At 61.1% G+C, this 23,613-nt stretch carries 20 protein-coding genes; 13 read left to right on the top strand and 7 right to left on the bottom strand.

The features are described 5' to 3' along the window. Positions 1–84: 84 nt before the first annotated feature. The gene (locus KEM63_RS11760) at positions 85–2,196 is read right to left on the bottom strand and encodes a carboxy terminal-processing peptidase (protein ID WP_223651853.1); all 2,112 of its coding nucleotides are present in this window, start codon (positions 2,194–2,196) and stop codon (positions 85–87) included. Positions 2,197–2,300: 104 nt separating this feature from the next. On the opposite strand from KEM63_RS11760, the gene KEM63_RS11755 reads away from it, so the two are divergent. Further along, complete coding sequence (locus tag KEM63_RS11755) at positions 2,301–3,248, top strand: NAD(P)H-quinone oxidoreductase (RefSeq protein ID WP_223651852.1); 948 nt, start codon at positions 2,301–2,303, stop codon at positions 3,246–3,248. A gap of 35 nt (positions 3,249–3,283) precedes the next feature. Here the strand turns inward: KEM63_RS11755 and KEM63_RS11750 are convergent, their stop codons facing one another. From KEM63_RS11750 to minC, 5 genes are all read right to left on the bottom strand, one after another. Next, positions 3,284–4,579: a M18 family aminopeptidase gene (locus KEM63_RS11750; RefSeq protein WP_223651851.1), complete on the bottom strand. Its 1,296-nt coding sequence runs from the start codon at positions 4,577–4,579 to the stop codon at positions 3,284–3,286. A gap of 23 nt (positions 4,580–4,602) precedes the next feature. Beyond that, a complete protein-coding gene (locus KEM63_RS11745) occupies positions 4,603–5,238 on the bottom strand; it encodes an RluA family pseudouridine synthase (RefSeq protein WP_223651850.1) in 636 nt (211 codons plus the stop codon). A 49-nt stretch (positions 5,239–5,287) separates the two neighbouring features. After that, positions 5,288–5,548, bottom strand: coding sequence for a cell division topological specificity factor MinE (gene minE / locus KEM63_RS11740; protein WP_223651849.1), 261 nt, complete (start codon positions 5,546–5,548; stop codon positions 5,288–5,290). Next, complete coding sequence (gene minD, locus KEM63_RS11735) at positions 5,548–6,357, bottom strand: septum site-determining protein MinD (protein WP_223651846.1); 810 nt, start codon at positions 6,355–6,357, stop codon at positions 5,548–5,550. Before minD ends, minE begins: the two co-directional genes overlap by 1 nt. A 147-nt stretch (positions 6,358–6,504) precedes the next feature. Beyond that, on the bottom strand, positions 6,505–7,257 hold the full coding sequence (gene minC, locus KEM63_RS11730) for a septum site-determining protein MinC (protein WP_223651844.1): 753 nt from the start codon (positions 7,255–7,257) through the stop codon (positions 6,505–6,507). A 111-nt stretch (positions 7,258–7,368) separates the two neighbouring features. On the opposite strand from minC, the gene KEM63_RS11725 reads away from it, so the two are divergent. Further along, positions 7,369–8,322 (top strand): lipid A biosynthesis lauroyl acyltransferase, encoded by a 954-nt coding sequence (locus KEM63_RS11725; RefSeq protein WP_223651843.1) that lies wholly within the window; start codon positions 7,369–7,371, stop codon positions 8,320–8,322. Positions 8,323–8,328: 6 nt separating this feature from the next. Here the strand turns inward: KEM63_RS11725 and rapA are convergent, their stop codons facing one another. Beyond that, on the bottom strand, positions 8,329–11,169 hold the full coding sequence (gene rapA / locus KEM63_RS11720) for an RNA polymerase-associated protein RapA (RefSeq protein WP_223651842.1): 2,841 nt from the start codon (positions 11,167–11,169) through the stop codon (positions 8,329–8,331). Between the two features lie 521 nt (positions 11,170–11,690). On the opposite strand from rapA, the gene KEM63_RS11715 reads away from it, so the two are divergent. The 11 genes from KEM63_RS11715 to KEM63_RS11670 all read left to right on the top strand — a co-directional run bounded on the left by KEM63_RS11715 (position 11,691) and on the right by KEM63_RS11670 (position 23,570). After that, positions 11,691–11,873 (top strand): hypothetical protein, encoded by a 183-nt coding sequence (locus KEM63_RS11715; RefSeq protein WP_223651841.1) that lies wholly within the window; start codon positions 11,691–11,693, stop codon positions 11,871–11,873. An 87-nt stretch (positions 11,874–11,960) separates the two neighbouring features. Then, the gene (gene ccoM, locus KEM63_RS16950; protein WP_267461145.1) at positions 11,961–12,089 is read left to right on the top strand and encodes a cytochrome c oxidase subunit CcoM; all 129 of its coding nucleotides are present in this window, start codon (positions 11,961–11,963) and stop codon (positions 12,087–12,089) included. A 159-nt stretch (positions 12,090–12,248) separates the two neighbouring features. Then, positions 12,249–13,313 carry a PA0069 family radical SAM protein gene (locus KEM63_RS11710; RefSeq protein WP_223651840.1) on the top strand — a complete coding sequence of 355 codons (1,065 nt, stop codon included), beginning with the start codon at positions 12,249–12,251 and terminating at the stop codon, positions 13,311–13,313. 58 nt (positions 13,314–13,371) lie between these two features. After that, the gene (locus KEM63_RS11705; RefSeq protein ID WP_223651839.1) at positions 13,372–14,031 is read left to right on the top strand and encodes a tRNA-uridine aminocarboxypropyltransferase; all 660 of its coding nucleotides are present in this window, start codon (positions 13,372–13,374) and stop codon (positions 14,029–14,031) included. A 153-nt stretch (positions 14,032–14,184) separates the two neighbouring features. Next, a complete protein-coding gene (locus KEM63_RS11700; protein WP_223651838.1) occupies positions 14,185–15,003 on the top strand; it encodes an SDR family oxidoreductase in 819 nt (272 codons plus the stop codon). Between the two features lie 144 nt (positions 15,004–15,147). Beyond that, a complete protein-coding gene (locus KEM63_RS11695) occupies positions 15,148–16,140 on the top strand; it encodes a GlxA family transcriptional regulator (RefSeq protein ID WP_223651836.1) in 993 nt (330 codons plus the stop codon). Between the two features lie 37 nt (positions 16,141–16,177). Further along, complete coding sequence (locus KEM63_RS11690) at positions 16,178–17,395, top strand: aspartate aminotransferase family protein (protein WP_423747862.1); 1,218 nt, start codon at positions 16,178–16,180, stop codon at positions 17,393–17,395. Positions 17,396–17,410: 15 nt separating this feature from the next. Then, positions 17,411–18,433 carry an arginine N-succinyltransferase gene (locus tag KEM63_RS11685; protein ID WP_223651832.1) on the top strand — a complete coding sequence of 341 codons (1,023 nt, stop codon included), beginning with the start codon at positions 17,411–17,413 and terminating at the stop codon, positions 18,431–18,433. A gap of 2 nt (positions 18,434–18,435) precedes the next feature. Further along, positions 18,436–19,470: an arginine N-succinyltransferase gene (gene astA, locus KEM63_RS11680; protein WP_223651830.1), complete on the top strand. Its 1,035-nt coding sequence runs from the start codon at positions 18,436–18,438 to the stop codon at positions 19,468–19,470. A 153-nt stretch (positions 19,471–19,623) separates the two neighbouring features. Next, positions 19,624–22,245, top strand: coding sequence for an alanine--tRNA ligase (gene alaS / locus KEM63_RS11675; RefSeq protein ID WP_223651828.1), 2,622 nt, complete (start codon positions 19,624–19,626; stop codon positions 22,243–22,245). Positions 22,246–22,328: 83 nt separating this feature from the next. Continuing rightward, a complete protein-coding gene (locus tag KEM63_RS11670) occupies positions 22,329–23,570 on the top strand; it encodes an aspartate kinase (protein WP_223651826.1) in 1,242 nt (413 codons plus the stop codon). Positions 23,571–23,613 lie beyond the last annotated feature (43 nt).

Genomic DNA, 23,613 nt, shown 5'->3' with positions numbered 1-23,613 from the left:
GTGCGTCGCAGCCCGGCTCGCACTCACAGGCATCGTGTCGAGCGAGTGTGAGCCGGTATTATTGCGATCTGATGACTATTTGGTTCAGCTGGCGTTGGCAACCTGTTCTTTCAGCTGCAGCAGATCGATCAGGATATGACCTGTCTCCGCCAGGAACGGATCGTCTTCCTTGTCTTTCTCGTCCACTGGCTCGGCCAGCGGGTTGTTGCCTGCCTCCAGAAACGGGTCTTCCTTCTCGAGCGATTCCAGCGGCTCCTCGCCCTTGGCCTTGCGACGCGTATTTTCTAGAGTCAGGAGCCTCGATTCGAGATCCTTCTGGTCCTCGCGGCGTAGCGTTTCATTGAGCGGCAACACCTTGCGCTCCTTCATGGCCTTGTCCAGCTCGATTCGAGCCAGCGTGTATGTGAAGTCCGGATCGTCCGAGGCACGGCGGCTATGTCGCGCCGTCAGTGGCTCGATCAGCGATTCGAGCTGCGATTCCATCCGGTATGGAACCGGCTTGATGGTATCCCAGGGGAGCGCGCGGGGCAGGCTGCTCTCACCGATATCCGTGGTCTCAAGCAGCGAGGGAAAACCGATGTCCGGCACCACACCGCGGTGCTGGGTGCTCTGGCCGGATACGCGATAGAACTTGGCCAGTGTCAGTTTCAGTTCGCCATGGTTGAGCGGTTGTATCGACTGAACCGTGCCTTTGCCGAACGTTGGCTCGCCAACGATGAGCGCGCGACCGTAATCCTGCATGGCGCCGGCAAAAATCTCGGAAGCCGACGCAGACAGCCGGTTTACCATTACCGCCAGCGGGCCTGTGTACGCCACCCCTGAGTCGGGGTCATCAAGGACCTGGACCTGACCCTGCGCATCGCGCACGAGCACCGTGGGTCCCTGTTCAATGAACAGCCCTGTCAGTTCAGTGGCTTCCTGCAATGAACCACCGCCGTTGTTGCGCAGATCCAGGACGATGGCGTCAACGTTCTCTTCCTGCAGCTCGGAGAGCAGCTTGCGTACATCACGGGTAGTGCTGCGGTAATCCGGATCGCCGCGGCGATAGGCTTTGAAGTCAATATAGAAACCGGGAACCTCGATGACGCCGATGCGGTAATCGCGACCCTGTTCACTGAAATCCAGCACTTCCGATTTGGCTGCCTGATCCTCGAGTTTCACCGACTCGCGTACCAGCTCCACCACGCGGCTGGTCATGTCGGTTTTCGGGTTCGCTGCAGGGATGACTTCCAGTCGCACGCTGGAGCCCTTGGGGCCGCGAATCAGCTTGACTACCTCGTCGAGACGCCAGCCGACCACATCGATCATTTCGCCTTCGTTCTGTGCGACGCCCACGATACGGTCGGCCGGGGCCAGTTGCTGGCTTTTCGCAGCAGGGCCAGCGGGTACCAGGCGGACGATCTTGGTAAATTCATCGTCGCTTTGCAGCACCGCGCCGATCCCTTCAAGGGACAGGCTCATGTTGATGTCGAAGTTTTCCGCACTTTCCGGCGACATGTACTGGGTATGCGGGTCGTAGACCTGAGCCAATGCGTTGATATAGTTCTGGAACACATCTTCGCTGCGGGTCTGTGCCAGACGCGCCTGCTGGTTCTTGTAACGCTTCTCCAACAGTTCGCCGATCGCCTGCTCCTCGCGTCCGGCCAGTTTCAGGCGAAGAATCTCGTCCTGCAGCTGCTGACGCCACAGTTGCTTGAGCGCCTCCTCGTCAGCGACCCATTCGGCTTCCTCGCGATCGATTTCAATGGTCTGCTTGGTATCGAAGTCCAGCGTGTCGATGCCCTGATTCAGGATGCTCAGGATGTAGATCATGCGCTGGTTGACGCGGTCGATCTGCTGCCGATGCATCTGGAAACCGAAGTTCAGGTCGCCTGCGAGCAGCATGTCGTCGAGATTGTGCCGATTCTTCTCGAACTCTGCGATGTCGCGGGCGGTAAACAGGCTGCGCTGCGGATCGAGCTGGCGCAGGTAGGTATCGAACACCTCACTGGAGAGCTCGTCGTCAAGACTCATCTTGTTGTAGTGATGACGGCGCAGGAGCTCGACTGTATTGAGGCTGGCGATGGTCTGTTCACGGGTAGGCTTCAGGCTCTCCACATCGAGAACCGGCAGCTTGTCTGCAGCGACGGAAATGCTGCTGCCCAGAGCGAGCAGAGCCGTCAGGCAAGTCTTGCGCAGGGAGTGGGAGGCTTTCATCAAAGGTATCGTTTCCGGCGAGAGTGGAGGTATTCTGTTAGTTCAACGGAAGGGAGAGCGGGTTCCCTTGCCAAATACATCATGAAAATCACTATGGAGGCACCGTGAGAGGATTGCAAGCCGAGGGCGGGGCGTTGGTCTGGCGCGATCAACCCGCAGAACAGCTGAAGGCCGGGCAGGTCCGGCTTCGGGTCATGGCAGCCGGGCTCAACCGTGCCGATTTGTTACAAAAGGCCGGGATGTATCCACCGCCGCCAGGCGTCACTCAGGTCATCGGCCTGGAATGCGCTGGCGAGGTAGTGGAGGTGTCCGAAGGCGTACGGTGGAAAGTCGGAGACCGAGTCTGCGCCTTGCTGGCGGGCGGCGGGATGGCAGAGGAAGCCGTAGTGGATGGACGTCACCTTCTGCCGGTTCCTGAGGGCATGAACTGGGCTGAGGCCGCGGCGATTCCGGAAGTGTTCAGTACCGCCTGGTTGAACATTTTTGAACTCGGCGCAGCCAAGCCTGGGGAGAAGGTGCTCATCCATGCGGGAGCCAGCGGTGTCGGCACGGCCGCCATTCAGCTGTGCAAGGCGTTCGGCAATCCATGCTGGGTGACGCTGGGTAGCGAAGAAAAGCTTGCCGCCTGCCGGGAACTCGGTGCCGAGGGCGGCGCCTTGCGCCAGAACGGGATTCGCAGCCTGCAGAGCGAAGGTCCGTTTTCGGTCGTGCTTGACCCGGTTGGCGCGCCTTATGCGGCGGACCATCTGGATCTGATGGGAATGGATTCGCGCTGGGTGTTGATCGGCCTGATGGGGGGGCGCGAAGCCACGCTGGATCTGGCCAAGGTTCTCGCCAAGCGCATCCAGCTGACCGGTTCGACGTTGCGTGCACGCAGTGCGGATTTCAAGGCCGAGCTGCTCGCGCGAATGGAAGAGCGGGTGTGGCCCCTGTTTGCCGACGGCAGCCTCAAGCCGCTTGTTGCCAGGACCTACAGCTTCGAACAGGCCGAGGAGGCTTTCGCTGAACTGGCAGGTGATCAGGTTGTCGGCAAGGTCATCATCCAGCGGTGAACCATAACGCGGCGGCCCGGGGCCGCCGCGTCTGTTCAGATCAGAGTCGCGCGGTCACAAAAATGCGTCAGCACCCGGATGAGATAGTCCGGATCCCTGCTGCCTGCCAGCTCCCGAATGGAATGCATGGCAAACGTCGGCGCCCCGATATCGACCGTGCGCACACCCAGTCGGCTGGAGGTGATCGGGCCGATCGTGCTGCCGCAACCCATGTCACTTCTTACCACGAAGCTCTGCACTGGCACGCCGGCCTGTTCGCACAGATCGCGGAACAGTGCCGCCGTTTCGCTGGTGGTAGCGTAGCGCTGATTACTGTTGATCTTTATCACCGGCCCCGCATTCAGCCGCGGGCCATGATTGGCGTCGTGACGGTCAGCGAAATTGGGGTGTACTGCATGGGCATTATCGGCTGATACGAGAATGGAGTGCTGAACGGTTCGACCGCGCGTAGTGCGATCCGGCACGATCCGGTGCAGCACATCTTCCAGGAAGGGGCCGTCGGCGCCGCATAGCGATGTCGAGCCGACTTCTTCATGATCGGTACACACCAGCAGGCAGGCTTCGCGCTGATTGCTAGCAAGTAATGCGGTGAGGCCAGCGAAACAGGACAGCAGGTTGTCCAGCCGCGCTGCAGCGAAAAAGTCTCCATCCAGCCCGATGGTCGCCGGAGGCTGGGTGTCGTAGAAGCTCAGTTCGTAATCCAGCACCTGGGCGGGCTGGCAGTCCGGGTGCTGTTGCGTCAGCTCACTGAGCAATAACGCGCGCAGATCGCGGCTTGGATCCAGTGCCATGGCCAGCACGGGGGGCAGATGAGTCTGCGGGTTGATGCACAGATTGTCGTTCACGCCCCGGTTCAGGTGTATCGCCAGGCTGGGAATCACCGCAATCGGGCGCTTGAAGTCGACCAGCTCGCTGTGCAATGCGCCTTCGGCTGTGCGAAAGGTTACCCTGCCGGCAAGCGACAGGTCGCGGTCGAACCAGGGCGCAAGCAACGCGCCACCGTAGACTTCCACTCCCAGCTGCCACAGGCCCTGCTGATTGATTTCAGGTTGCGGTTTCACCCGCAGACACGGGCTGTCCGTGTGCGCGCCAATCATGCGTATACCGCGCTCCAGCGCGCCCGCATCGCCCATTGTGAACGCTATCAGCGATGAGTTGTTCCGGCTGACGAAGTAACGCCCCCCTGTCTCTAGAGCCCACTCTTCCCGCTCGTCGAGCTGCTCGAAGCCGGCCAGCGCGAGGCGTGCTGCCAGGCTGGCGGTGGCGTGGAAGGGCGTTGGCGAAGACTGTATGAAGTCTGCCAGGTCCTGATTGGTTGCGGTATGTGTCATGCGATTCCTCGAATGGTGACAGCTCAGAACGGAGCAGGGCTGTCGAACGTCAGTCTCTCACCGCTCAACGGGTGCCTGATTCCCAGCCGGGCAGCGTGCAGGGCCAGCCTGGGGCAAGCCTCCAGGGCCGCGCCCTCGGCGTACAGCCGATCTCCCAGTAACGGATGGCCGGTCGAGAGCATATGCACGCGCAGCTGATGGGAACGCCCGGTGATCGGGGTGAGCTCGACACGACTATGGCGCTCGTACCGTTCGGTCACCCGCCAGAAGGTCTGTGCGGCTTTGCCCAGTTCATGGTCGACGATGTGCCGCGGCTTGTTGGGCGGATCATAGCGCAGCGGCAGATCAATGTGACCGGCATCCTCGGCGGGGTGCCCCCAGCACAGGGCGACATAGGTCTTTTCCGTCTCACGGTCATGAAACTGGCGGGACAGCTCGCGGTGCGCGCCGGGGTCGCGGGCAATCACCAGCAGGCCTGAGGTCTCCCAGTCGAGCCGGTGCACGATCCGCGCTTCAGGATAGCCGTTCTCCTGAAGCCGGGTGATCAGACAGTCCTTGTTGTCCTCGGCGCGGCCGGGCACGGAGAGCAACAGGGTGGGCTTGTCGACGATCAGGAAGGTGGGGTCGTGGTGGACGATCCCGATATGAGTCAGCGGCATGGGGTAAGGGTCCGTATGCCGCCCGCGGCGGGCGGCATCGTCTGTACTCTCAGGTACGTTCCGGTAGGGTGATGTTCAGCTCCAGCACCGAACAGTCGTCCTGATTGTCGAGCGCGACATGGACCTGGTCACGGTCGATCTTCACGTATTTGCTGATCACATCGATGATCTCCTGCTGCAACTGCGGCAGGTAGTCGGGTTGCGAACGTTGACCACGCTCGTGCGCGACGATTATCTGCAGACGTTCCTTGGCTATCGACGCAGGAGACGTGGTTTTTTTCCGGTCACGAAAATAGTCGAAGAAGCTCATCAGCGGCCTCCGAACAGGCGTTGCAGCAGACCCTTTTTCTGAGCTTCGAGGAAGCGGTGGGGCTTCTCCTCTCCGAGCAGACGATCGACTGCGTCGCTGTATGCCTGACCGGCGTCGCTCTTGTCGTCCATGATGACCGGGATTCCCTGGTTCGATGCCTTGAGCACGGCCTGCGACTCGGGAATGACGCCCAGCAGCGGAATGGACAGGATGTCTTCCACGTCGCTGACAGACAGCATTTCACCGTTCTCTACGCGCTCGGGGTTGTAACGGGTCAGCAGCAGGTGCTCGTTGATCTTCTCACCGGACTCGGCGCGGCGGGACTTGCTCGCCAGCAAGCCGAGCATGCGATCGGAGTCACGTACGGAGGACACTTCCGGATTGGTGACGACCACAGCCTCGTCGGCAAAATACATCGCCAGGTGCGCACCCTTCTCGATCCCCGCCGGAGAGTCGCAGACGATGTAGTCAAAGGTTTCCTTCAACTCGTTGAGCACGCGCTCCACGCCGTCCTGGGTCAGTGCATCCTTGTCGCGGGTCTGCGAGGCGGGAAGGATGAACAGGTTGTCGGACCGCTTGTCCTTGATCAACGTCTGATTCAGGTTCGAATCGCCATTGATGAGGTTGACGAAGTCGTAAACGACCCGACGCTCGCAACCCATGATCAGATCCAGGTTACGCAGGCCGACGTCAAAGTCGACGATCACGGTTTTGAACCCGCGCAGCGCGAGTCCGGTGCCGATGGCGGCGCTGGTGGTGGTCTTGCCCACGCCGCCCTTGCCTGATGTGACGACTATGACTTTTGCCAAGATGATCTTCCTGTCGGAGTTGTTATTGATGTAAGGACGCGCCGGATTGCAGCGTCGAGCGCGTCACTGCGAACGGGTAGGGAAGGGCCTGGAAAACGGCCATAGGCCACGAACAGCGGGCACCCCCGAATGGCTGCACAGTATCAGTCAAAGGGGCACTATCTTCAAGGTGTCGCCGTCCAGCCCGATCTGTACGGCTGTCTTCCATTGCTGGCGTCGCAGATCCTCGGCGACCTTGTAATGCCCCGCGATCGATACCAGCTCGGCTTCCAGCGACTGGCAGAAAATCCGCGCCTCGGTGTTGCCGCGGACACCCGCCAGGGCGCGTCCCCGCAACGGACCGTAGACATGGATATTGCCGTCTGCGAGAAGTTCCGAACCGGCGCTGACCGGCGCGAGCACGACCAGGTCGCCGCCGCGGGCGTAGACCTGCTGACCGGAGCGAACCGGCTGGGTGATGATGCGACCCGGCAGGCTTTCCGTCGCCGACTGCTGCGGCTCGGCTTCGCGCCTGGCTGCCGGCCTGGGCTCGGGCTCGATCTCCACTGCCTTCTCGCGTCCACGACCTGGAGGCATCAGCACCAGGCCGGATTCCTGAGCCAGCGGGCGGAAGTGTTCCGCACCGCGCAAGGCGACCGGTTGCAGACCGCTTTCGCGACAAATACGCAGGAGATGCGCCAGGGTAGGACCGTCAAGCTGACCGCCGAGCTTGTCGAGACTGATCACTACTGGCGTATCCTGAAAGAAATTCGGTGCCTGTTCGACCTTTTCCGCGAGCTGCCGGGCGAAGCGCTCCGGTTCCTGGCGTACCAGTTCTATAAGCGTCATGGTCAGCATGCCGCCCTTGAGATGGAATACGGGCTCGTTATCGAGCAGGTCAAGATTCGAATCAGCTGTCATGTCACATCCACGGAACACGGTTTGTGGGCACACTTATATAGATTGACCACGCTGATCGCAAGCCGCGTCCGGCTTGGGTAGAATGCGTTTTTTGCCTCGATGGACGGTCGGATGAGTCACCCCGGTTTCAGCGCTGCCATGCTTCACCCGCGGAATTGGCCGATGTGGGCCGGGCTGGGTCTACTCTGGTTGTGCATTCAGTTGCCGTACCCGACGATTCTCGCGGTCGGGCGCCTGCTTGGTCGAGCGATGTACCACGTCATGCCCGAGCGCAGGCACATTGCCGAGACCAATCTGCAGTTGTGTTTTCCGCAATGGTCGAACGAGCGCCGCGCCCAGGTGCTGCGGGAAAATTTTGAGTCCAATGGCATCGCGCTGTTCGAGATGGCCATGGCCTGGTGGTGGCCGCCCAAGCGGTTGGCACGCCTGGCTCATATCGAAGGGCTCGAACATCTGCAGCAGGCTTCTGCCGCCCGGCGCGGAGCGGTGCTGATGTCGATGCATTTCACCACGCTGGAAATCGGCGCAGCCTTGCTGGGTCAGAAGGCGACCATTGACGGAATGTACCGCGAGCACGGCAATGCCGCGTTCGACTTTGTGCAGCGTCGCGGCCGCGAGCGGCACAACGCCGACGCCATTGCTGTGGAAAGAGAGGACGTGCGCAGCATGCTCAAGTCCATGCGATCGGGGCGTGCCATCTGGTATGCGCCCGATCAGGACTACGGCCGCAAGGCCAGCGTGTTCGTGCCGCTGTTCGGGGTGCAGGCCGCCACGGTGACAGCTACCAGTACCTTCGCGCGACTGGGCAAGGCCCTGGTTATTCCCTTCACCCAGACGCGTCTACCGAACGCGCAGGGTTATCAGCTGACCATCCATGCACCGCTGGAGAACTTTCCGTCCGGTGATGAAACGGCTGATGCACTGCGAATCAACCAGTGGGTCGAGCAAGCGATACTGCAGCAGCCGGAACAGTACATGTGGGTCCACCGCCGCTTCAAGACGCGCCCGGAAGGCGAGGCGCGTCCCTATCCGAAGCGGCGGCGCAGGAAGCGCAAGCCGCGCTGAGTCGGATCAGCCCACCACCAGGACCCGCAGGGCGTCGAGGCGTACCTTTGCCTGGCGCAGGGCTTCGCCGCCGCTGTGCTTCTGCGCCTGCAGCGCGGTGATTTCGTCCTCGCGAACCGACGGGTTCACTTCGCGCAGCGCCTTCAGGCGCTCGATCTCCTCATCCAGTTCGGCATGAAAACGCGCGGTCGCGGCGTCCACCAATTCGCGATGCTGAACGTCCGCCAGCGCTTCGGCACGGTCGATAAGCTGCTCCACCGTGTCGCGCTGGCTCTTGGCGATCTTGCTGGCGAGGTGCTTGGGCACCCCCTCGAGCTGGGCCTGCAGCGTGTCGAAACTCACCTTGGCCCCCAGGTCGTTGCCGCTGACATCCAGCAGGCAGCGGATCGGCGTAGGCGGCAGGTACCGTTGCATCTGCAGCACGCGTGGCGCTATGGCTTCACTGACGAAGAGGCATTCGAGCAGTAGCGTACCTGGCTTGAGGGCCTTGTTCTTGAGCAGCGCGACTGAACTGTTGCCCATGCTGCCAGACAGCACCAGGTCCATCCCACCTTGGAGCATGGGGTGCTCCCAGGTAAGAAACTGCATGTCTTCGCGGCTCAGTGCGGTTTGCCGGTCGTAGGTGATGGTAACGCCTTCATCGTCGCCCAGCGGGAATCCGGCGTCGAGCATCCGCTCGCCCGGGCGGAGGATGAGGGCGTTGTCGGAGTGATCCTCGCTGTCGATGCCGAACACGTCGAACAACTTCTCCATATATATGGCCAGTTGCGGATCGTGATCCTGTCGCTCGATGGCCTCGATCATTTCCTGCGCATCGCCGGTCCCACGGGAGTGCAGCTCGAGCAGTCGGTCACGACCGTTGTGCAGGTCCTCTTCCAATGCCTGGCGACGCTGGTCAGCCTGCTCCAGCAGGTCTGCCCAGCCAGCTTCCTGCGGATGGTCGAGCTGGTCGAGAAGGGCGCTGCCAAATTCGTGCTGCAATGTATTGCCGGTTGGCGATGTCGTCAGAAACGCGTTCAGTGCTTCGTGGTACCACTGGAAAAGACGCTCCTGTGCGGTCCCCTCAAGGTATGGTACATGCAGCTGGATGGTCTCGCGCTGGCCTATCCGATCCAGACGCCCGATGCGTTGCTCAAGCAGGTCCGGGTGGGTGGGCAGATCGAACATCACCAGATGATGAGCGAACTGGAAATTGCGACCCTCGCTGCCGATTTCGGAGCAGATCATCACCTGCGCGCCAAACTCTTCGTCCGCAAAGAAGGCGGCGGCGCGATCGCGCTCCACTATGCTCATGCCTTCGTGGAATACGGTAGCTGGTATGCCGGTGCGCACGCGCAGGGCATCTTCCAGATCCAGCGCGGTTTCGGCATGGGCGCAGATCACCAGGATCTTGCTGCGCTTGAGCATCTTCAGCGTGTCGATCAACCAGTCGACGCGCGGATCTTCCTGCCACCAGGCGGTTTCCACCGGCTCGAACTCGTCCTGCAGACCAACCTCGGGGTACAAGGCTGTCCGGCCTTCGACGTCGGCATATATCTCGGGGCAGGGCAGTGGATGGGCGTGGAGCTGCCTTTGCGGAAATCCGGCAATGGCCGCCCGGGTGTTGCGATACAGCACGCGTCCGGTGCCGTGACGGTCCAATAGTTGGCGAATCAGGCTATCTCGCGCCTGCTCTGCATCGATGCCGCCGTCGACGAATCGGTCGAGCTGGGCCGCGGCCTGAGACCCCAGAAACTCGAGGATGACGCCGCGTTGCTCGCTACTCAACCGGTCGGCATCAAGCAGGCTCTGTACCGCATCGGCTACCGGCTGGTAGCGACTGGATTCCCGGCGGAAGGTATCGAGATCGTGGAAGCGGTCCGGGTCGAGCAGGCGCAGGCGGGCGAAATGGCTCGCTTGTCCCAACTGTTCCGGGGTGGCGGTCAGCAGCAGGACTGCAGGGATGCTCGCCGCAAGTTGCTCGACCAGAGCGTATTCGGCGCTCGGAGCGTCTTCGTGCCAGACCAGATGATGGGCTTCGTCCACCACCAGCATGTCCCACTGGCTTTCCAGAAGGTAGCGCCTGGTGGCATCGTCGGCGAGCAACAGGTCTAGCGAGACCAGTGCCAGCTGTTCCTCCTCGAACGGGTTCGACTCGGCGTCGTCGCAGCGCTCCGGGTTGAACAGGGCAAAGCGCAGATTGAAGCGGCGACGCATTTCGACCAGCCACTGATGCTGCAGATTCTCGGGCACCAGAATCAGCACGCGCTTGACGCGCCCTGTCTGCAGCTGGCGGTGTATGACAAGACCCGCCTCGATCGTCTTACCCAATCCGACTTCGTCGGCGAGCAGCACCCGCGGATTTATTCGGTCAGCCACGCTACGGGCGATGTGCAACTGATGGGCTATAGGTTGAGTCCTGACCCCGGCAAGGCCGAGCAACGGTGAACGCTGGATGCGTCCGTAGTGGCGCAGACTTTCATAGCGCAACCCGAACCAGCCCTGCGGATCGATCTGGCTCGCAAACAACCGGTCGCTGGCCAACCGGAACTGAATGAAGTTGTCCAGCATGGTTTCGGCGAAGCTGTCGGGTGTGCCGTCTTCGCGATGCCCGTGGTAAACCAGCAGCCCGCCCTGCTCGGTGACATCATTGACCGTCAGCGACCAACCCTCATGGTGGGCGATATTGTCACCCGGCGTGAAGCGCACGCGAGTCAGTGGGGCGCTGCGGACGGCGTAGTGTCGGGTCTCGCCACTTGCCGGAAACAGGATTACGACCAGGCGGTCATCCTGCGAGAGCACCGTACCCAGACCCAGTTCTGATTCGCTGTCGCTCACCCAGCGTTGCCCCGGGGTAAATACGGTCATGCTCTGCTCCCATGTTCGAAAAGGCCGGTATGGTAAACCGATCGATCAGTGCCGGCCACCGCCACCTTCCGGCCGGAAAACCAGTCTCATCGCGTATTTGTCGACACTTCGTGAAGCAATTCACAGATAGCGGGATAAAAAACGCGGATTTACAGTCGATACAGTCTAGACGATTGACTGAATTCTGAGCTGCCCGAGAGCGGGCTAGCGAGGCCAACCATGCTGATACCGGGGCTACCGCCCGTTGGTGCACAAAACGACACGATCAAACGGTCGCGCGAAGTGCAGCCGACCGTGCGCAGTGAAGTAGTACACGAGGCAGCTGCCGAGCCCGTGGAAAGGCGCCGTCGAGACCGTGGACGCTTTCCTGACCGACGCCGGCGGCGACGCGCCAGTCGCTTGCTGGTAGGGCCTGATACTCCAGTTGAGACGATTACCGATATGCCGGCCAAGGGGCTGCTGGTTGACATCGAGGTTTAAGCCGGTGATAGGCTTGTAGCGTGAGCCTGGAGAGCGCCTCGATGTCTGATCAGACCCAACCCCCCGCAATTATTGATCTTCAGCATGAGCGCCGGACGCGTCAGCACGAGCTGAATGAAGCGCGCCTCGCCAGGGTGCGCTCGGCGTTCGAGAAGGCCCTGCCGCTTTCCAGTTCCAAACCCGCAAAAAAGCACCGCAGCAAAAAGAAAAAGCCCAAACGCTGATTCACGGCATTATTGATCCTGATCAATAACCCGCCCGGCTGGTGAAGATACTCTTGAATCGTGGACGAATTCAGGAGGTCCCCCGACATGTTCATCGACGAAACAGTTATCGCAGGCGTTCTCACCGTAGGGTTGATGATCGCATTCCTCGGCGGTGTAGCGCTGTTCATCTGGCGCGACAGCCGCAAGCCCGCACGGGCTGCCAAGCGCCCCTGACCCGCCGAGTACTTTCCCGCTTTTCAACGTGCATGGCTCGCAAGGCCTTTAGCGATCTCCCGAAAGGAAGATCGCTTTTTTTTTGCCCGACGGGCGGGGTAGCAGATTGGCGTCCAGCCATATACTGTATATCCAGACAGTATATGTTTCGGAGAACTGATGTCCATCGCCGGCCCCATTCGCGGTCGCGGCACGTCGCAGAATGTGCCCAATCGTTTCGCCCCGACCCTGTCCCTTGCCGAAGCCGACGGCTGGTTTCAGGAAGCGCCTGAATCACGCGTCGTCACCGAGATAAGGGAGGAGCGCGCCAAAACCATCATCGCCCGCAATACGTCCCCCGATATCGGTTTCGATCGCTCCATCAATCCCTATCGAGGATGTGAACATGGCTGTATCTATTGCTATGCGAGACCTAGTCACGCCTATTGGGACATGTCCCCGGGGCTGGACTTCGAGACGCGGCTGATTGCCAAGACCAATGCGGTGATGCTACTGGAGCAGGAGTTGCAAAAGCCGGGCTATCAGTGCGCGCCGATCCACATGGGAGGCAATACCGACATCTATCAGCCCATCGAGCGGGAGCGACGGATTACCCGGGGGTGTCTCGAGGTGCTGCTGCGTTATCGTCACCCGGTTACGCTAGTGACCAAGAGCGCTATGGTACTGCGCGATCTGGATCTGCTCTCGGAATTGGCGCGGCGCCAATTGGTCAGGGTAATGGTGAGCGTCACGACGCTGGATAACGAACTCAAGCGTACCCTCGAACCGCGCACAGCCAGCCCGGCCGCTCGACTGAAGGTGATACGTACGCTGAGCGAGCATGGGGTTCCGGTGGGTGTAATGTGTGCGCCAATGATTCCAATGGTCAACGATGCGGAGCTGGAGTCGATACTTGAAGCGGCTACCCAGGCTGGAGCGACCAGCGCCTCCTACATTCTTTTGCGTCTGCCAAACGAAGTCGCCCCGCTCTTCGAAGACTGGCTGCATACCCATATGCCACAACGCGCAGCGCATGTGCTCAGTCTGGTGCGTCAGTGCCGAGGCGGGGAGCTGTACGATTCGACATTCGGTAAGCGGTTTCGTGGAGAAGGCCCGTTTGCTGCGTTGCTCGCGCGCCGCTTCAGTCTGGCGATCAAGCGACTCGGGTTGAATGAGCGGGAAGGGAGGGAGCCCCTGGATTGTTCGCAGTTCTCGCCACCAGGACAGCAGATGGCGTTGTTGTAGTAGCTGGCACGCGTGCGTCGTCGCAGTTAGGATGCGCTTTTTACCGCCGGTGCCGAAGATGCTCGAAGGTCATTCAGCCAAACGCTGCGGGCGGTGCGCGCGGCCGCTGGCGCGATGCTTGTGCGCAAGCATCCCACAGGTCGTCTGCGCGACCAGCCTGGTGATCATCCAGCACCCCAGCGAGCGGCATCACGCTTTGAATACTGCCAGGTTGCTTGCTGCAGGATTGGTCAACGCGGAACTGCATGTGGTGGAGCGGATCTGCGAGGACTCACCGCTGCACACGCGACTGATAGACAGCGCCCGCTGCACGCGGCTGCTGTTCCCCGGACCGTCTGCCTCCGCCCTGATCCAGGTCGATGACCCGCGGCCTCATCAGTTGGTGCTGCTCGACGGCACCTGGCGCAAGGCTCGCAAGCTGCTGCATCTAAATCCTGTGTTGCGCGCGCTACAGCAGGTGGCCCTTCCCACTGGTGTGGCCAGCCGATATCGGCTGCGCAAGGCGCCGGTTCCCGGTGCGCTATCAACGATCGAAGCCGGTGTCGCAGCGCTGGAAGTGCTTGAGCCGGAGGGGCATTTCCAGCCGCTTCTTCGACCGTTCGATCTTCTGATAGAAGAGCAGATACAGGCGATGGGAGAAGATCGGTATCGTCGAAACTATCTTGAACGCCTGCCCAGCGAGAGTGGAGGATGCCCCGAGGAGGGCGTCGACCCCTGAGAGCAGCGACGCTGGTTACTCAACGCCATTCGCGGCACTTATTATTGCGCTTCGTCTCGGTAGCACCGAGTCCTAGTCGTTAGACTGGTCTGGCATTGCATCGACCAACAATAATTCTGTGGCGTGGGCCAGCCGCGTCGCTAAGGGGCAACCATGCATAACAGCGGCCAGAGAGTAGTGATCACCGGGGCGGGCAGCGGGCTTGGACGCGAGCTGGCATTGCGCTACGCCAAAGCAGGCGCGCGCCTGGCGCTGGCAGACATGAATACCGAAGGGTTGAAGGAGACCCTGGCGATGGCAGAGGCGCTCGGCGCCTGGGGGTTCACAGCACGATGTGATGTTCGCGACTTCAGCCAATTAGCGGCCCTGGCTCAGACCTGCCAGGAACGCATGAGCGGTGTCGATGTACTGATCAATAATGCGGGCGTCTCCAGCGGAGGTTTTTTCTGGGACCTCACCCTCGAAGACTGGGAATGGCAGATCAGTATCAACCTGATGGGCGTCGTCAAGGGCTGCAAGGCGTTCATGCCCATGTTGATGGAGCAGCGCAGCGGTCGGATCATCAACATCGCATCCATGGCAGCGCTGATGCAGGCCCCGGGGATGAGCAACTACAACGTGGCGAAGGCCGGAGTCGTTGCCTTGTCTGAAAGCCTCATGGTCGAGCTGCAACCGCTTGGCGTAAAGGTCAACGTGGTGTGCCCCTCCTTTTTCCAGACCAATCTGCTCGACTCCTATCGCGGGCCGGACAGTCCATCGAAGGAGCAGGTAGCCCAGCTGCTGAAGAACTCGCCCATAACGGCGGCGGACATCGCCAACATCATTCTCGAAGAGAGTGAAGCCGATCGGTTCATGATCCTGCCCCATGAAAGTGGACGTCAGGCCTGGGCTGCGAAACAGACCAATCCGCAGGTCATCTACGATGAGATGGTCAAGTTGGCTGTCAAGAAAATGGAAACAGCCGGTCTCTGAGGCGCGCTGGCCGCGCCAGTCAGGGTGCGGTTTTTGCGAATTGCGGCCGATGCCACTGTCGCCGGCTTGTGGCACAATGCGCCTTCATCCTGATTCAGGTTAATCGGAGCGTATTCGTGTCCACCAGCTTGCGCGGAGCTATGGATGGCCTCTGAGCTGCGAAACATCGCATTCGTGCTATGGCCCGGCACGCACCCCGGTACCATCATGCCCGGGCTGTCCGTCCTGCGCTCAGCCAACCGCATGGCCGGATACGACTGCTACGCGGTGCGCTGCTACACCCTCGATGAGCAACCGATCATCTCCGAAGAAGGCTGGCATCTGCCGGCTTCTTCCTGGAGCGCTTTCAGCGGCCCGCTTTCCCGGCTGTGGCTTGCTGCGGATGCGCAACAACTTCCCGATTCGGTCTCGTCTCCGCTGCAACAGCAATGGCGGGGCCTGGTTCGGGATGGGGTTGGCCTGGGTGCGCTGGAGGGCGGCGTCGTACCGTTGGCGATGAGCGGCCTGCTTGATGAACATCGCTGCGCCGTGCATTGGCGGCTTATCGATGATTTCAAGGAACGCTTCCCCGCTGTAACGGCGACCAGCCAGCTGTTCGAACAGGATCGCGGACGCTTGAGCAGCAGCGGCGCTCAGGCGACGGTCGATCTGTTCCTGGCATTGCTCGCTGAAGACCATGGCCAGGACCTTGCCGCGCTGGTAGCCGAAGATCTGATCGTCGAGCGCATCCGTGATGGCAGCGAGCGTCAACGCGTGCCGCTGCGCAATCGGCTGGGCAGTACCCATCCCAAACTGACCCAGGCCGTGATCCTGATGGAATCGAACATCGAGGAGCCACTGACAACGGACGAAATTGCACGCCACGTATGTGTGTCCCGCCGTCAGCTCGAGCGCATCTTCAAGCAGTATCTGAACAGCGTGCCGTCCCAGTACTACCTCGAGCTGCGGCTCAACCGTGCGCGTCAGATGCTGATGCAGACCAGCAAGTCGATCATTCAGATCGGGCTGTCCTGTGGTTTTTCCTCGGGCCCGCACTTCTCCAGTGCGTACCGCAACTGTTTTGGTATTACCCCGCGTGAGGATCGCAACCAGCGTCGTGCGCAGCAGGCGATGGATCCGGCAGCGCGGGAACTATGACTCATTCGACAGCCCGGCCCGCGCCGGGTGACAGGAGATAGCGATGCATTCGAAGCAGGTCACCCGGTCCGATTTCGACCGGCTCATGGTCCCCAACTACGCGCCTGTAGACATGATTCCGGTGCGCGGCGAGGGATCACGGGTGTGGGACCAGCAGGGCAGGGAGTATATCGATCTGGCGGGCGGCATTGCGGTCAACGCGCTGGGGCACGCCCATCCTGACCTCATTGACGCTCTGACCGAGCAGGCCGGCAAGCTCTGGCATGTCTCCAACGTACTGACCAACGAGCCGGCGCTGCGCCTGGCCGCCAAGCTGGTCGATGCCACCTTCGCTGATCGCGTGTTCTTCGCCAATTCGGGAGCCGAAGCCAACGAGGCCGCTTTCAAGCTTGCCCGCCGTTGGGCGCACGAGACCGCGGGACCGCAGAAGAACCAGATCATTGCCTGCACCAACAGTTTTCACGGGCGGACGCTGTTTACCGTCAGCGTCGGTGGCCAGCCCAAGTACTCGCAAGGCTTCGGCCCGGCGCTGGAGGGCATCAGTCATGTTCCCTATAACGACATCGCCGCGCTGGAGCAGGCAATATCGGCCGATACCTGTGCGGTGGTCATCGAGCCCATTCAGGGTGAGGGTGGTGTCATCCCGGCGGCGCAGGGGTATCTTGCCTCCGTGCGCAAGCTCTGCGACCAGCACAATGCGCTGCTGATCTTCGATGAAGTGCAGAGCGGAATGGGGCGTACCGGTAAGCTCTTCGCCTATATGCACAGCGAGGTCGAGCCGGACATTCTCACCAGCGCAAAAAGTCTCGGTGGTGGATTCCCGATCTCGGCGATGCTTACCCGTGACGCCATCGCGGCGCATTTCGGGGTAGGTACCCACGGAAGCACCTACGGGGGCAATCCTCTGGGTTGCGCGGTCGCCGAGCGGGTACTCGACATCGTCAACACGGACGAGGTGCTCAGCGGCGTGCAGCATCGCTATCGGTTGATTGCCGACGGCTTGATGGGGATCTCTGCCGACTTGCCGGTCTTTCACTCGGTGCGTGGCCAGGGGTTGCTGATTGGCGCCGTGCTGGCCGAGCAATGGCGAGGTCAGGCGCGGCAGATTCAGGAGGCAGCCCAGAGAGAGGGGCTTCTGGTTCTGCAGGCCGGCCCTGACGTTATGCGTCTGGCGCCGAGCCTGATCATTCCGGAAACGGACATAGCCGAGGCCCTGCAGCGTCTGCGCAAGGCTCTTGTGTCGCTGGCCGGCTGACGTGCGGAGCTTCTGATGCTGATCCAGCGCCTGTGCACGATGGATGACCTGGCCGAAATCGAGCGGCTGGCCGCAGCGAGCCCGGTCGGGGTTACGTCGCTTCCGACTGAGCGGGAGCGACTGGTGACCATTATCGAGGCATCCCTCGCATCGATGGCCGCGGACGTGGCCTTCAGTGGGGAGGAGCGCTATTTCTTCGTGATAGAGGACAGCCAGAGCAGGAACCTGGTGGGATGCAGCAGCATCATCGCCTCGGCCGGCTTCAGTCAGCCGTTCTATACCTTCCGCAACGAAATGTTCGTTCACGCCTCCCGCGAGCTGGGGCTGCATAACCGCATTCACGTGCTGTCATTGTGTCACGACCTGACCGGACACAGCCTGCTGGCTGGCTTTCATCTGGATCCTGCGATCCAGAGAGATGCGCGGGTCCGCGCGCTCAACGTTCGCGGTCGTCTGCTGTTCATGGCCAATCATCCGCAGCGTTTCGCCGAAGCCACCGCGGTGGAGGTGGTTGGCGTCAGCGATGTAGAAGGCAACGCGCCGTTCTGGGATGCGGTCGGTCGACACTTCTTCGCTGTCAGCTATCTCGAGGCCGAGCAACTGGGCAGTAGCCGTGGTCGTCATTTTCTAGCCGAACTGATGCCCGGTTATCCGATTTATGTTCCGATGCTCTCCGACTCCGCGCAGGAAGCTATCGGTCAGGCGCACGCCAGCGCACAGGACGTTTTCGAAATTCTTCTCGAGGAAGGATTCGAGACGGATGACTACGTCGATATCTTCGATGGCGGGCCGGTGGTGCAGGCCAAAACCGCAGCGCTGCGTACGGTGCAGAGCGGTCAGTCCGCCTCGGTGCGCATTGTTGAGAAGGCAGGTGGTAGCGACTCCTGGCTGGTGGCCAACCAACAGGTGGCCGGCTTCCGCGCTACGGTACTCGATCTTGCCTGGTCTCCAGGCGACGATGTTTCACTCGACAGCGAGCAGGCCGCAGCGCTCGGAGTGGTAGAAGGTGACAGGGTCAGCCTGGTGCAGGAGACATGACAATGCTGGTACGAGCAGCACGTCCAGACGATCTGGCCAGTCTACTGCGATTGGCCGGCGACGCGGGCTCCGGGTTGACCAGCCTGCCTGCGAGCGAGGAGCGGCTTGCCCGTCGTCTGGACACGGTTCAGGCCAGCTTTGCCGGCGGCGTGGCGCCAGCCGATGCGGATTATCTGTTCGTCCTCGAGGATGAGGCGGGGCAGGCGGTCGGCACGAGCGGCATGCTTGCCGCTGCGGGCCTGCGAGAGCCCTGGTACAGCTACCGCATGGGGCTGACAGTCACTGCCAGTCGCGAGCTGGACGTCTACCGGCAGCATCCGACCCTGTTTCTGGTCAACGACCTCACCGGCGCGACAGCCTTGTGTTCGTTTTATTTGCCTCCGCAGCAGCGAAACGTCGGCAATGGTCGGCTCTTGTCCAAGGCCCGTTTTCTGTTCATGGCCGAGTTCATTGCCGATTTCTCCAGCCGCGTGATCGTGGAAATGCGCGGGCTGTCCGACGAACAGGGGCGGTCGCCGTTCTGGGACAGCCTGGGCAAACATTTCTTCCGCATGGAGTTCGCGCGCGCTGACTACCTGACGGGCATCGGCAGCAAGGCGTTCATTGCCGAGATGATGCCCAAATTTCCGCTGTATGCCTGCTTTCTGAGCCAGGCGGCGAGGGAGGCTATCGGTCAGGTACATCCGGACTCGGAGCTTGGCCTGGCCATGCTGCGGGAGGAGGGGCTGACGGATCAGGGGTACATCGACATCTTCGACGGCGGCCCCACTCTGGAGGCGCCCATCGGACAGGTTCGCGCAATCGGCGAGAGCCGGGTGCTGGTGCTTGCCACCGGTACGCCGGGTGAAGATGCCGATACCTTCCTCATTCACAATCGGGCCCGGCAGAACTGTCGGATCATCGCGGCACCGGCCCGCATGGCTGCCGGCACGCTGGTTGTGTCGATGGACTCCGCCGAGCGTCTTGGGCTGCGACCGGGAGCACCGGTCCGGGCCGTTTCGCTTGTCGGCAGGCAATCCGTTTCAAGCTTCGTCTGAAACCCGCCTTTCTGGCATCCGCACGGCGCCGTGGCTATGGTAACCATAGCCATTATCAAGCGGCCGGCTGATGCAAGTGCGACCGTGATGCTTATATAATGCCGCTCTTTGCCGGACCCACGTCCGGCCGATCCGCACCGTGGTAAGGGATATATGAAAAGCGCAGAGATCCGTGAAGCCTTCCTCCGCTTCTTTGAAGAGAAAGGTCATACCCGCGTCGCCTCCAGTTCGCTGATTCCGGCAAACGATCCGACGCTGCTGTTCACCAATGCCGGCATGAACCAGTTCAAGGACTGTTTCCTGGGGCTGGAGAAGCGCGCCTATACCCGTGCCACCAGTAGCCAGAAGTGCGTCCGTGCTGGCGGGAAGCACAATGACCTTGAAAACGTCGGCTATACCGCTCGCCACCATACGTTTTTCGAGATGCTGGGAAATTTCAGCTTCGGTGATTACTTCAAGCGCGATGCCATTTGCTACGCCTGGGAATTCCTGACGTCCAGCGACTGGCTGGGGCTTCCTGCGGAAAAACTCTGGGTCACCGTGTACGCCAGTGACGACGAAGCCTACGATATCTGGACCCGCGAGATCGGGGTGCCTGCAGAACGTATGGTGCGTATTGGCGACAACAAGGGCGCCCCCTATGCGTCCGATAATTTCTGGGCGATGGGCGACACCGGCCCATGTGGCCCCTGCACCGAGATTTTCTTCGATCACGGTCCGGAGATATGGGGTGGCCCTCCAGGCAGCCCGGAGGAGGACGGCGACCGCTATATCGAGATCTGGAACAACGTGTTCATGCAGTTCAATCGCACGGCAGACGGCCAGATGCAGCCGCTGCCCGCACCTAGCGTAGACACCGGCATGGGGCTGGAGCGTATCAGCGCGGTATTGCAGCACGTCAACTCGAACTACGAGATCGACCTGTTTCAGAGCCTTCTCGCCGCAGCTGCGCGTGCTATCGGCCGCGAGAAGGATGATGAAGCGTCCTTGAAAGTGGTCGCCGATCATATCCGCTCGTGCAGTTTCCTCATCGCCGACGGCGTTCTGCCCTCCAACGAGGGACGTGGTTATGTGCTGCGCCGGATCATTCGCCGGGCCTGCCGTCATGGCAACAAGCTGGGCGCACAGGGCGCGTTCTTCTACAAGATCGTTGATGCACTCGTCGCCGAGATGGGCGACGCCTTTCCTGAACTCAAAGCCCAGCAGGCGCATATCGAGCGTGTGCTGAAGTCAGAAGAAGAGCAGTTCGCCAAGACGCTTGAGCAGGGGCTGCGAATACTCGAGCAGGATCTGGCTGGTCTGTCCGGCAATGAAATACCCGGCGACATCATATTCAAGCTGTACGATACCTATGGATTCCCGATGGATCTGACCGGGGACATCGCCCGCGAGCGTGGGTTGACGCTGGACGAAGCGGGCTTCGAGAAGGCCATGGAGGCGCAGCGTGAGCGCGCGCGGTCGGCCAGCCAGTTCAGCGTCGACTACAACGCGCTGCTGAAGGTCGACGCCGAAACCCGCTTCCAGGGTTACGAGGGGACCGCTGGTTCCGGTCGGATCGTCGCGCTGTTCTGCGAAGGTCAGGCCGCCGACCGTCTCGAGGAAGGGCAAGCTGGCGTCGTCATTCTGGACGAGACGCCGTTTTATGCAGAGTCCGGCGGACAGGTAGGCGACACCGGCTACCTGGAAGGTGCTGGTGTGCGCTTTGACGTACGGGATACCACCAAGGGCGGCAACGCTCACCTGCATCATGGGGTGGTTGCCAGCGGGAGCCTGAGCGTGGGCGCTACGATCCGCGCGGTCGTGGATGATAGCGTTCGTCAGGCGACCAAGCTCAACCACTCCGCCACTCACCTGTTGCACGCTGCGCTGCGTGAGACTCTCGGCGAGCATGTGCAGCAGAAAGGATCGCTGGTCGATAGTCTGCGTTTGCGTTTCGATTTCAGTCACTTCGAGGCGATCAGTTCCGAACAGCTTCGTCGTATTGAAGACATGGTCAACGAACATATTCGTCTGAATACCGAAGTGGCTATCGAGGTGACCGATATCGAAACCGCCAAGCGCAAGGGCGCCATGGCGTTGTTCGGTGAAAAGTACGGCGACCGGGTCCGCGTCTTGACGATGGGCAATGGCTTTTCCGTCGAGCTGTGCGGCGGCACACATGTCAGCCGCACCGGCGACATCGGACTGTTCAAGATCACCAGCGAAGCAGGCGTCGCCGCAGGCGTTCGCCGTATCGAAGCGGTAACCGGCCAGCCGGCCTTCGATTATCTGGTGTCACTGGAAGAGCAGTTGCGCCAGGTCGCGCAGATGGTCAGAGGTTCGCGGGATAACGCCCTGGAAAAGGTCTCCGGGCTGGTCGAGCGCAACCGGCAGATGGAGAAGGAAATCGAGCAGCTGAAGGCCAAGGCCGCCAGCGCGGTTGGAAGTGATCTGGCCGGCGCTGCGCAGTCTGTCGCGGGCATGCAGGTTCTCGTGCAGCGAGTTGACGGCGCCGACGGCAAGGCCTTGCTGGCTCTGGTCGATCAACTGAAGAACAAGCTGGGCTCCGCTGTCGTGATGCTGGGAGGCGAGCTCGACGGAAAAGTGGTGCTGGTGGCGGGTGTCACCAAGGATCTGACCGGTAGGGTAAAAGCCGGCGACCTTATCCGGCATGCCGCTTCGGCAGTGGGTGGCAAGGGTGGTGGCCGGCCGGACATGGCCCAGGGCGGCGGTACCGAGCCGGCCAAGCTGGACAGCGCCATGTCTCAGGCGCTCGACTGGATAGCCCAGCAGTAACAGACAGTTTCAAACAGGGCAGAGGACAAGAGCTTCTGCGCAACGGTCGGGGAACCGACGGCCAGTGGGGGTTGGTGCAAGAGATGGCGCTTATTGTCCAGAAGTTTGGTGGTACGTCGGTCGGAAGTGTAGAGCGGATTCGTCAGGTTGCCGAAAAGGTCAAAGGCTTCCGCCAGCAGGGCGATGATCTCGTCGTCGTGGTCTCCGCCATGAGTGGTGAAACCAATCGTCTCATTGATCTGGCGCGGCAGATTCAGGCTGAGCCCGATGCGCGTGAACTGGACGTGATTGTGTCCACAGGGGAACAGGTCACGATTGGCCTGCTCGCCATGGCGCTCAAGGCAATCGATGTGCCCGCCGTGTCCTATACCGGTGCGCAGGTTCGCATTGTTACCGATAGCGCCTTCAACAAGGCGCGCATCCAGAAGATCGATGATGAAGCGATTCGGGCCGACCTGTCAGCCGGACGGGTAGTGATCGTCGCGGGCTTTCAGGGCGTGGACGAGCAGGGCAATATCACCACGCTCGGACGTGGCGGCTCGGATACCACCGGCGTTGCGCTTGCGGCTGCGCTCAAGGCCGATGAGTGTCAGATCTATACCGATGTAGATGGCGTCTATACCACCGATCCGCGGGTTGTTGAGAGCGCAAGGCGTCTCGACAAGATTACCTTCGAAGAGATGCTGGAGATGGCCAGCCTCGGTTCCAAGGTGCTGCAGATTCGCTCGGTGGAGTTCGCCGGCAAGTACAACGTGCCGCTGCGCGTGCTGCACAGCTTCAAAGAAGGTCCCGGTACCCTGATCACTCTCGAGGATAATGCATCGATGGAACAACCCGTCATCTCCGGTATCGCGTTCAACCGCGATGAAGCCAAGCTGACCATCCGTGGTGTGCCGGATACCCCCGGCGTAGCGTTCAAGATTCTCGGCCCGGTCAGTGCCGCGAATATCGAAGTCGACATGATCGTGCAGAACGTGTCCCACGATAACACCACCGACTTCACATTCACCGTCCATCGCAATGACCTGCGCAAGACAGAGGAAATTCTGCGCGCGGTCGCCAGTGAGATCGGTGCGCGCGAAGTCGGTGGTGACAATCGCATCGCCAAGGTATCGATCGTCGGAGTCGGCATGCGCTCTCACGCGGGTGTGGCGAGCAAGATGTTCGAGGCGCTTTCTCACGAGGGGATCAATATCCAGATGATCTCGACATCGGAGATCAAGATTTCTGTCGTCATCGACGAGAAGTATCTCGAGCTGGCCGTTCGCGCACTTCATTCGGCTTTCGATCTGGACGCCGAGAGCAGCGCTTCGGATCACCTTTGAGCGCGCTTTTTTGAACTGAGGACCTCGCTTCGTGTCCTTGTCT

The organism is Halopseudomonas nanhaiensis, from assembly GCF_020025155.1.
Classification (GTDB): domain Bacteria; phylum Pseudomonadota; class Gammaproteobacteria; order Pseudomonadales; family Pseudomonadaceae; genus Halopseudomonas; species Halopseudomonas nanhaiensis.
This window is presented reverse-complemented; position numbering and strand designations above follow the sequence as displayed.

Excerpts from the sequence above, each read along its gene's own strand:
- KEM63_RS11760 (WP_223651853.1), bottom strand. The coding sequence starts at position 2,196 with ATGAAAGCCTCCCACTCCCTGCGCAAGACTTGCCTGACGGCTCTGCTC.
- KEM63_RS11750 (WP_223651851.1), bottom strand. The coding sequence starts at position 4,579 with ATGACACATACCGCAACCAATCAGGACCTGGCAGACTTCATACAGTCT.
- KEM63_RS11745 (WP_223651850.1), bottom strand. The coding sequence starts at position 5,238 with ATGCCGCTGACTCATATCGGGATCGTCCACCACGACCCCACCTTCCTG.
- minE (WP_223651849.1), bottom strand. The coding sequence starts at position 5,548 with ATGAGCTTCTTCGACTATTTTCGTGACCGGAAAAAAACCACGTCTCCT.
- minC (WP_223651844.1), bottom strand. The coding sequence starts at position 7,257 with ATGACAGCTGATTCGAATCTTGACCTGCTCGATAACGAGCCCGTATTC.
- KEM63_RS11725 (WP_223651843.1), top strand. The coding sequence starts at position 7,369 with ATGAGTCACCCCGGTTTCAGCGCTGCCATGCTTCACCCGCGGAATTGG.
- rapA (WP_223651842.1), bottom strand. The coding sequence starts at position 11,169 with ATGACCGTATTTACCCCGGGGCAACGCTGGGTGAGCGACAGCGAATCA.
- KEM63_RS11715 (WP_223651841.1), top strand. The coding sequence starts at position 11,691 with ATGTCTGATCAGACCCAACCCCCCGCAATTATTGATCTTCAGCATGAG.
- ccoM (WP_267461145.1), top strand. The coding sequence starts at position 11,961 with ATGTTCATCGACGAAACAGTTATCGCAGGCGTTCTCACCGTAGGGTTG.
- KEM63_RS11710 (WP_223651840.1), top strand. The coding sequence starts at position 12,249 with ATGTCCATCGCCGGCCCCATTCGCGGTCGCGGCACGTCGCAGAATGTG.
- KEM63_RS11705 (WP_223651839.1), top strand. The coding sequence starts at position 13,372 with ATGCTCGAAGGTCATTCAGCCAAACGCTGCGGGCGGTGCGCGCGGCCG.
- KEM63_RS11700 (WP_223651838.1), top strand. The coding sequence starts at position 14,185 with ATGCATAACAGCGGCCAGAGAGTAGTGATCACCGGGGCGGGCAGCGGG.
- KEM63_RS11695 (WP_223651836.1), top strand. The coding sequence starts at position 15,148 with ATGGCCTCTGAGCTGCGAAACATCGCATTCGTGCTATGGCCCGGCACG.
- KEM63_RS11685 (WP_223651832.1), top strand. The coding sequence starts at position 17,411 with ATGCTGATCCAGCGCCTGTGCACGATGGATGACCTGGCCGAAATCGAG.
- astA (WP_223651830.1), top strand. The coding sequence starts at position 18,436 with ATGCTGGTACGAGCAGCACGTCCAGACGATCTGGCCAGTCTACTGCGA.
- alaS (WP_223651828.1), top strand. The coding sequence starts at position 19,624 with ATGAAAAGCGCAGAGATCCGTGAAGCCTTCCTCCGCTTCTTTGAAGAG.
- KEM63_RS11670 (WP_223651826.1), top strand. The coding sequence starts at position 22,329 with ATGGCGCTTATTGTCCAGAAGTTTGGTGGTACGTCGGTCGGAAGTGTA.